5 protein-coding genes are annotated in these 8,881 nt (G+C 68.7%); 2 read left to right on the top strand and 3 right to left on the bottom strand.

From position 1 onward, the window contains the following. Window positions 1-315 precede the first annotated feature (315 nt). A protein-coding gene (locus tag ACFYMU_RS33185; RefSeq protein ID WP_388381411.1) for an IS3 family transposase occupies window positions 316-1,517 on the top strand; the annotation gives its coding sequence in 2 pieces (ribosomal slippage) (window positions 316-601 and window positions 601-1,517; 1,203 coding nt in all). A gap of 137 nt (window positions 1,518-1,654) precedes the next feature. Then, window positions 1,655-3,076 (top strand): hypothetical protein, encoded by a 1,422-nt coding sequence (locus ACFYMU_RS33190; protein ID WP_388381413.1) that lies wholly within the window; start codon window positions 1,655-1,657, stop codon window positions 3,074-3,076. A gap of 129 nt (window positions 3,077-3,205) precedes the next feature. Here the strand turns inward: ACFYMU_RS33190 and tpg are convergent, their stop codons facing one another. From tpg to ACFYMU_RS33205, 3 genes are read right to left on the bottom strand one after another with little or no spacing between them, the layout of a single operon-like run. Further along, window positions 3,206-3,763 (bottom strand): telomere-protecting terminal protein Tpg, encoded by a 558-nt coding sequence (gene tpg / locus ACFYMU_RS33195; RefSeq protein ID WP_388381415.1) that lies wholly within the window; start codon window positions 3,761-3,763, stop codon window positions 3,206-3,208. Window positions 3,764-3,768: 5 nt separating this feature from the next. Continuing rightward, window positions 3,769-5,877, bottom strand: a complete 2,109-nt coding sequence (gene tap, locus ACFYMU_RS33200) for a telomere-associated protein Tap (protein ID WP_388381417.1) — start codon at window positions 5,875-5,877, stop codon at window positions 3,769-3,771. Between the two features lie 56 nt (window positions 5,878-5,933). Next, window positions 5,934-8,312 carry a Helicase associated domain protein gene (locus ACFYMU_RS33205; protein ID WP_388381419.1) on the bottom strand — a complete coding sequence of 793 codons (2,379 nt, stop codon included), beginning with the start codon at window positions 8,310-8,312 and terminating at the stop codon, window positions 5,934-5,936. Between the last annotated feature and the right edge of the window lie 569 nt (window positions 8,313-8,881).

Consider the following 8,881-nt stretch of genomic DNA (forward strand, 5'->3'; position numbering starts at 1 on the left):
CCTCGTGGCTTGCTTGAGCCGGATGCGAGGAAAGCCCGCACGTCCGGTTCTGAGGGGGCCGGGGATCAGCAATGGTCTCCGGCTACCCGACCACAACTGTGCCGAAGCACGATAGTTGTCACCACCGGCATCGGCTGGCTGCGGCTTCAGTGGGACAAAGCATGGTGGTTGTCACCGATGCGGTGCGCTACCTGTCACCAGCGGCAAGCGAAGCAGGGGCTATGTCACCGCGTTCGGCTTCTGGTGGGCGGGCCTTGACCCTTGATCCTGGACACACGAGACACTGGATCCTGAGGATCTGAGAACGGACATCTCGTGGTCATGAAGAACTATCCGCCGCAGTTCAAGGCGGACGCGGTCGCGCTGTACCAGTCGCGGCCCGAGGCGACGATCAGGCAGGTCGCCGTCGATCTGGGGATCAACCCCGAGACCTTTCGGAACTGGGTCCGAGCGGCTGGAGCAAGTCGGCCCCGGGGGCGCCGGGCGGAGGTGCCGACCGAGCCGCCGACACCGCTGGAGGCGGAGAACGCCGCTCTGCGCAAGAAGGTCCGTGAGCTGGAGGAAGAGCGCGAGATCCTGCGGAAGGCGGCGAAGTATTTCGCCGGGGAGACGCGCTGGTGAACCGCTTCCAGTTCGTCGCAGACCATCAGCGCCGTTACGGCGTGAAGCGGCTGTACACCATCCTGGGCATCGCCCGTTCCAGCTTCTACTACTGGCGTCGGACGGCCGCGGACCGGGCCGCCCGGCAGGAAGCCGACGCCCGCCTCGCCACCCGGATACGGGCCGTGCACCGCGAGTCGGACGGCACCTATGGCGTCCCCAGGATCACGGCCGAGCTCCGCGAGGCGGGCGAGCGCATCAACCACAAGCGGATCGCGCGGGTGATGCGGGGCGCCGGCCTGACGGGCGTGCGCTTGCGCCGCAGACACCGCACCACTGTCCTGGACCCGGCCGCGGCGAAGGCCCCGGATCTCATCGGCCGCGACTTCACGGCAAGCGAGCTGAACACGAAGTACGTCGGCGACATCACCTATCTCCCGCTGGACGGCGGGAAGTTCCTGTATTTGGCCACCGTCATTGACCTCGCCTCACGCCGCCTGGCCGGCTGGGCGATCGCGGACCACATGCGCACCGACCTCGTCACCGACGCCCTGTCCGCCGCCGAACGGACCCGCGGCAGCCTCGCCGGGGCGCTCATGCACACCGACCACGGGGCCCAGTACACCAGCCGGGCCTTCGCCGACGCCTGCCGCCAGGCCGGCGTCCGCCAGTCCATGAGCGCGATCGGCAGTTCGGCGGACAACGCGCTCGCCGAGTCCTTCAATGCGACGTTCAAACGCGAGACGCTTCAGGGCCGGAAGCGCTGGTCCAGCGAACACGAGGCCCGTCTCGACGCGTTCCGCTGGCTCAACCGCTACAACACCCGACGCCGACACTCCCGCCTCGGACAACGCAGTCCCATCGCCTACGAGACAGCACTCGACACAACGTCAACTAGCCTGGCCCAAGCTGCATAGCCCGTGTCCAAGATTCCGGGTCAAGGCCCGGCAGCAGGGTGCCGGGCGGCGGCCTTGGCGATCACGGGCCATATTTCCTGCGCCCTACGCGAACCCCGCCCCTACGATCACCTGGTACAACTGCTGGAGGGGCGGGAATGCTTGACGACATCGAGGACGGGACAGCGGCAGCGACGCGGCTCGCGGGAGGTACGCCGCTTCACAGCACGCTTGATGTCGCCGACCCCGCTGACTGGCTCGCGCTGGACGCAGGAGTGCGTGAGGTGGCCTGGCACCGCCCGGAGTTCCTGCCGGGGTGGGAGCACTCCGCCCCACTGCCCGCCGACCTGACTCAGCTCGGCGAGTCTCGGCTCGCACTCGCCCTCTGCCACCGCGACGGGCGGATCCGTCAGGATGCGGTGCGTCAGTCGGTCCGATACCCCGGTCTGCTGCCGTTGGTCGTGATCCGCTGCGCCGATTGGGTCGGCCCAGTGCGCGAGCACGCCCGGCAGCTGCTGCGCGAGGCCCTGAACGTGGACTCTGCCCTCGACCTCGCGCCGCTCATCCTCCGCGTCGGCCGCCGCGACAGAGGTGCCTTCGGCGTCGATGTGCTCGGCCAGATCCTGCGACAGGCATCCCACGGGCAGCTCGCTGTTCTCTTCGCCGACCCCGACCGCATCGTCCGCCGCTTCGCGTACCGGCTTGCCATCGAGGGCCAACTGCTCCATCCCGCTGAGCTGGCCCGCGCGGCCGCCGGGGACCAGGACACCGTGGTCCAGGACCTGTGTGCCACAGCGGCGCTCACGGCTCTGGGGGATGAGGATGCCTACGAGGGTGTGCTGCCTCCACTGCTGTCCGCACGCAACCCGCGTACCCGTTCGGCCGGCGTTACCGCGCTGAGACGGGCGGGGCGGGCAGAGCAGGCGGAGCCGTTTCTCAGCGACCGTTCCGCGCTCGTGCGTGCTTGTGCCCGGTATGTCGTACGACAGCAGGGTGTTGACCCGGCGGTCTGGTACCGGGAGCGGTGCACGACACCGGACGACCCCGATTTGCCGCCCGGTGCGGTCATCGGGCTGGCCGAGTGCGGAAACCGCGCGGACGCCGGGCTGCTGCGGCCTCTGCTCGTGCACCCGGCGGCCGGAGTGCGGGCGCGAGCGGTGGCAGGGCTGCGGGCACTGGACTGCGCGGATGCGAAACAGTTGCGGCCGCTCCTCGACGACCCTGCCTCCGGTGTCGTCCGTGAGACCGCCACCGCCCTGCTGCCCTCGGCCAAGGAACTGCCCGCCGACTGGCTATTGGAGCGCACCAGCTCCGAGCGGCCGCGGCACGTCCGCGTCGGCGCATTCCGGCTGCTCGACGCACGCGGCGGCATCGTGGCGCTACGGGCGGCGGTCGGCCTGTTCGAAGACCCGGATATGAAGCTGCGCGCCTGGGCCGCGCAATCAGTGCAGCGCTGGCATCCGTCGCCGGACGGACAGCGAGGCGACGCCGAGGTGGGTGAACTGCTCGACCGGAGCCGACACCTCTTCAGCGACCATGTGCTGCGCCGACGCAAGTGGGAAGTCGGGCTGGACAGCTGAGACTGCACCGCGGTCCAGAACGCTGCCCAGTGCCGTCCGGTGGCCCTGGTGACAGCACGCCTGCCTTGGTCACAACTACCGTGCCTCGGCTCAGACGAGCAGGTGCTGGGCCTGCGGTCGCTGCCGGGGTCAGTAGTCGAGGTCGAGGTAGTCGATGTCGTTGAGGGTGACGTCGGAGAGTCCCAGGGCGCGGGCTCCGCCGTCTTGGAAGTAGATCTCTTTGAATCCTTCGGCGATGATCTGGCGCATCTGCTGGTCGCTGGCTCCGGCGTCACGGGCGTTGAACAGACGCTGCGCATACGCCGGGGGGAGGTGCACGGTCAGTCGCCGGAAGCGTCCGTCGTCGGTTGTGCCGACGGGTGCGGTGTAGCCGAACCTGGCCCTCGTCTCCACCGTGATGCCCGTGGTGGTGGTGGCCTGCTTGCGGCGGCGTGTGCGGACCTGGGGCTGCCAGCGGGCCCGTACGGCCGCGTCGATCCGTTCGGCGATGGCCTGGGGCGGGTGCTTGCGTTCGCCCTTGCGGTAGCGCTCCACCGACCGCTGGCTGACCCCGATCTCCTGGGCAACGGCTTTGGTCGTCTTGAGCTGCTTCATCAGGAAGTTGATGCGGGCCTGGAGTGTCTTGGGCGGCTGGCGGGTGAAGCCCTCCCGGTCCGCGCGTTCGATGGCGTCGTCGATCTCTCCCACAGCGTCTACTCGCCTTCGTCCAGGACGGCGTCGCCGCCTTTGACGTGGCGGGCGGGGTTGAGGCCCTGTTCCATGAGGTCGACCGCCCACAGCATCGACTGGACGCCCTCAAGCTTCGCCAGGCCAGGTGTGGGGCCGAGGCGGAAGCCTCCGGGCTGGGGCTTGCCGGACGCCGCGTAGGGGAGGAAGTCCAGCGGGCTCGCACCCGGTGAGGGGTAGACGACGCAGTCGGACAGCACGGCGAGCGGGTACAGGCCCGTCATCGCCGCCATGTTGCGCAGTTTGCGGTGCATGTTGACCCGGGCCTTGCTGATGACGGCGGCGCGGATGTCGGGGCGCCAGGTCGGCCGCTGAAGGGCCGGCCACGGCTCGCCCTCCTTGTACTTCCTGCCCTGCGGGCGCTCGCGGAGCTTGCCGATGCCGCCCTTGACGGTGGCCTTGATGGCGGCCAGGACGGCCGCCATCGCCGGGTCGGTGTCCTTGTGCCGCTCCATCGCCGCGAGGAAGGCGCGGTCGTCCAGGTCCGTGGTGACGCCGAGGTCGGCGAGGGTGTCGACGTAGGCGTTCTTGAGGCGGTCGTGCCACGGGTCCAGGTACGCGCCGGTCTCGCGGCGCAGGTACCCCTCGAGGGGAGCCACGTTGTAGCCGAGTTCCTGGGCGTAGGCGACGGTGTGTGTCTGGTACCAGGCCGGGCCGGTCGGCCGGGTGCCGTCCGGCGTGAAGGGCGAGGGCAGACGCGGGTCCACCTCGACGTGGGACAGGTCGACCAGCCAGCTTCCGGGGATCTTCGGGTTGAACTTCGGGCCCACGAAGTGGTCGGGGGCGGACAGGCCGACGACCAGGCGGGCCGCGGCCGCGAGGAACGCGGTGTTGAGGTCCAGGCCGACCGCGAAGGGCAGCGTGCACTCCTCATCGGTGAGCAGGTCCACCGACCGCACCCACTGGTACGCCTCTTCGTTCAGGAACCCGCCGGTCCAGCCGGAGTTCACGACGACCGGGTGCTCGGGGGTGGCCTCCGGCGGCGCCGGGTCCATCGGCTCAGTGCCCAGCGAGCCGGGGTTGTGGCCGGGCACCCAGTTCCCGCTCACTTCGTCGCGCACCGCGCGGGTGGGCGGGCGCAGCGCAGTCATCAGCTCCAGCCCGGAGACGGCGGTGGAGCCGCGCGGAGTGATGACCCGCCGGGCGTACACGCTGAGGACGCGGGCGATGTCGGCCGGCTCCATGTCCGAGACGCCGGGCCAGGACCGCTCATCGAGGGCGTCCCAGGACAGGATCGCGAGCTGCGCGCACTGCCGGTCGCGGCCCTGGGCCTTGCGGTAGATCCGTGCCCACGGGCCGAACCCGCGCTGGGTGAGCCGCCAGTTCGCCTTCACCACCTGCTTGACCACCGGGTGATCCTCCTGCAGGCGCAGGGAGCGGCGTTGCTCGTGGCCTTCCAGGCGCTGCGGCAGCCCGAGCTTCACGGCGGCGGCGGCAGTGAGGACGATCAGCGGGTCGCTGTCCTTGCCGTTGCGGTGGAGGCGCGGCGCTCCGAGGCCGGACTCGTGCAGCGTCCACTCCACCAGTTCCACCACTGTGGTCGCGGGGCAGTCGAGCACGATTCCGTCCACGCCGTACGCGCAGCCGTCACCGTCCAGGACCGCGAGGGGCCCGTGCGGGAAGCGCGGGTCGGCTGCGGGCTGCGCCGCCTTCTTCTTGGCCGGACGCCGCGATGTCGCAGCGGGTCGGATGGCGGGGCGCGCCGGCGCCGCAGCCGGAACGGCGGGAGCCTGCGGGGCATCTGCCGTCTCCACCCTGGACGGGGCCGGTTCGGTAGACGCCGCGGGCGCCGTTGCGGCAACCGAGGCTGTCGGAGCCGCGCCGGGGGCGGGGTACTTCGCCGCCCATCCGTTCAGCAGCCGCTGGTATGCGTCCAGTCGCGGCGACTTCGGCTCGCTGCGGCCGTTTTCCCAGTTCTTCACTGACTGGGTCGTGGTTTTCAACGCGGTGGCGAGGCGGGCCTGGGTGATACCGGCGGCCTCACGCAGCCGGGCACGCTCCGCCGGAGGCGGGAGGTGCGGCTCCTCGTTCAACAGAGCGTCGACGGACGCGAACAGCTCTTCCTCAGAGGCCATGACCCTGCACCCTCACTCCAGGCAAGCATTGCTTAACCACAAATTTATCCCGTTCCTTAGCCTTCCAGGGCCCATTCCAGCCCTAGCACGGCGAGTGCAGAGAGCTTGTCGGTGGTGAGCTTCGCGCGGCGGCTTTTCTGATTCATGATCCACACTCCAAGCCGGACCTCGGCCCCGTCCTCCAGCCGCTCTACGTGGGCCCTGGGGACCTTCACAGAGCCTGTGCGGGCTCTGTACTGCGCGAGGGCCGTCACGCCCCGTTCGAACGTCGTGGAAGCCCTTGTTGGTTCCTCCGGCGCCGGGGCGAGCGGTGTGATGCCGAGCTGCTCCAGGCGCTCGCGCTGTCCGTCCGTCAGGGCCTGCCAGACCTTCGACGTCCGCTGCTTGGCCAGCCACTTGCCGATGTCCATGCCGTGGACCGTGACGCCGGGCAGGACTTCCGGCTGGCCCTCTTCGTCGGCCACCAGCTCGCGCAGGGCGGCGTAGTGCCGCTGCCATTCAGCCGGCCACGACGGGTTCCAGTCCTCGTCGACATCCTTGAGTGCTGTCTCCCACTCGGGGTGACCGTCCAGCGCACCGGGGCGGCGCAAATTGCTCAACCACTGTCCTACCGGTCTGGACAGGGCCACTGCGGACCTCGGAGCACAGAGGGTCCAGTGCTGCTCGTAGTACGCCTTGGCGGCTTCCAGGTTCTCCTGGAACCGCTCATCGGCCAGCGACCAGACCATGCCCAACTGCTCCAGCCGCCGGGCGCGCAGGCCGGTCATCTGCCCCGCCCCGTAGGCGCGTCGCTGTTCTGCCACCCACTGCCCAAGGGGGTAAAGGCCCTCTTTATGCCCATATGAGACGCGGGCGTGAAGCTCACGCTCGGTGAACTTCTTGAGCGCCGCCCAGCCGCGCGCCCAGTCCTGCTTCTCGGTGTCGATCACGTTGAAGCTGACCCAGTCCGCGACCATCACCGGGTCACGTGGAGACGCGAAACGCAGCAGCAGACGGGATTCCTCCTCGCCTTCCTCGGGCGGCGGACCGATATAGGCGGACGGCTGCGCGACGTCCTTCTGCGGCTCCTGCGGGATCGCGAGCAGCTCGATTGCCTCTTCGTCGTGAGCGCGCAGACCTTCAAGGACCTTCACCAAGGGCCGGTACGATCCCGAGGTGAACATGTCTTCCGGCTTTTCTCCCGGCTGGAGAAATACCGGCACGATCAAAGAGGCAAGTTTTCCCTCTCCCGGCTTCTGACGGAGCGCCCGGCCGATGGCCTGGACGATGTCGTGCGGTGCGCCCTTGGGGTCCAAGAGGGCGACACTGTCCACCACTCTGATATCGACACCTTCGCCCAAAATGCGACAATTCGAAAGCACCGCCCGCCGCGCCGTGGTCCCGAAGCCGCCCAGGACCTCCCGCCGGCGCTCGGGGACGTGCTCGCCGCACAGCCAGTTGGCCCAGATCTTCGCCGGATACTTCTCCGGCTGGTCGGCGTGCAGTTTGGCCGCGACGCGCTCTAGGCCCTCCGCGTAAGCCTGTGCCTCTATCGTCCGGTGGTGGAAGGTGATGCAGGTCTGGAGCCCGTGCTGCGCCATGGTGTGCAGGAGCGCGGCCTGGAGGGCTCCGAGGCGCTGCCCGCGGACCTCTTCGGTGTGCCGGTCCTCGCCCATCAGCCGCTCGGGCGTGACGACCGGGTCCTTCAGCTCCAGGACGATGATCTGGTACCGCGCCAGCAGACCGCGCGAGACGGCCGACGCGAGCGAGAGCTTGTAGAGGACCGGCCCGAAGACCTTCTCGTCGTCCATGGAGGCCGCTATCTCGCGCGGCAGCGGGTCACGCACCCCTTCGGCGACCTCGCGGTTCAGCCGCTCCTCCCAGATCCGCGGCGTGGCCGTCAGGTACAGCCGGCGGTGCGAGGGGATGACGCCCTGGATGTGGACGTCGGCCCAGGCCTTGCCCATCGAGCCCGAAGTCCTGTGGGCCTCATCGACCACCGTGAGGTCCATCGGGGCCAACTGCTGGCCGTAGGCGCCCTCGAAAGCCTCCGCCAGGACCCCCAGCGAGGCGTACGTCCCGAAGATGGTCACGGGCCCGGAGCCGTGCCACAGAGCCAGCTGTACAGGGTTCGTGGTGGAGCGCACCTTGAGGTTCCACAGCTCCGGGTCGTCCTGGAGCGAGCACACCGCAACCGCCGGCCCCGTGTGCCCGGCCGCGCGCCACGCCTGCACCGTCTGGGTCAGAAGGTCCAGCGTCGGCACCATCACGAGAATGCGGCCCTTGGGGACAAGACGCTTCGCCGACGCCGCCGCAATGATGGTCTTTCCCGTTCCACACGCAGCGTGCACCTGACCGCGCAGGCCATTAAAGGGAATGCCGCCCGGCGGGACATCCAGACCGCGCACAATGGCGGCAACGGCCTCGATCTGATGGTTACGCAGTTTCACGGCCATGCCCCGTGTTCTCCTTTTCTCGGAATGTGGCGCGTAATCAGAAAGGGAATCCCGGCGAGAGGTGCGCGGCGCTGGGGTGTGGTGTCTGATCCCAGACTCTACACAGTGCTAACCAGTGATGCATCACTCACGCGCCAACTCCACTCCCAAGGTGATACATGACTCAATCTTGCCCGCGAATGGCCGGTTGTCCTGTATGCCGGCAGGGTATTAGTAAACACCTGGGAGTAGTTCGGGGTGGGGGGAAGGGTTCGGGCGGAGCGCAGCGGAGCCCGTCACTGCGATGGGGCCGACACCCTGTCAGGCCGATGGTCCGTCACATCCGTTGCAGGAGTGGTAGCCGAGAATCCCAAGCCCTACACAGGCGCGAGCATGATGCACTTCCCCTTGCTGCTGGCCTCGACAACCGCGCTTGCGCGGATGCCCTCAATTCGCGCTTGCGCGAATTGATACCCCGCCAGAATTCCGCTTGCGGAATTCTATTCCGGCGCTTGCGCCGGAATTCGAATTGCGCTTGCGCAATTCGCACTCTATGCCCCGGCTTGCCGGGGCATATCCCGCTCCGCGGG

The organism is Streptomyces sp. NPDC007264 (genome assembly GCF_042869095.1).
Taxonomy (GTDB): domain Bacteria; phylum Actinomycetota; class Actinomycetes; order Streptomycetales; family Streptomycetaceae; genus Streptomyces.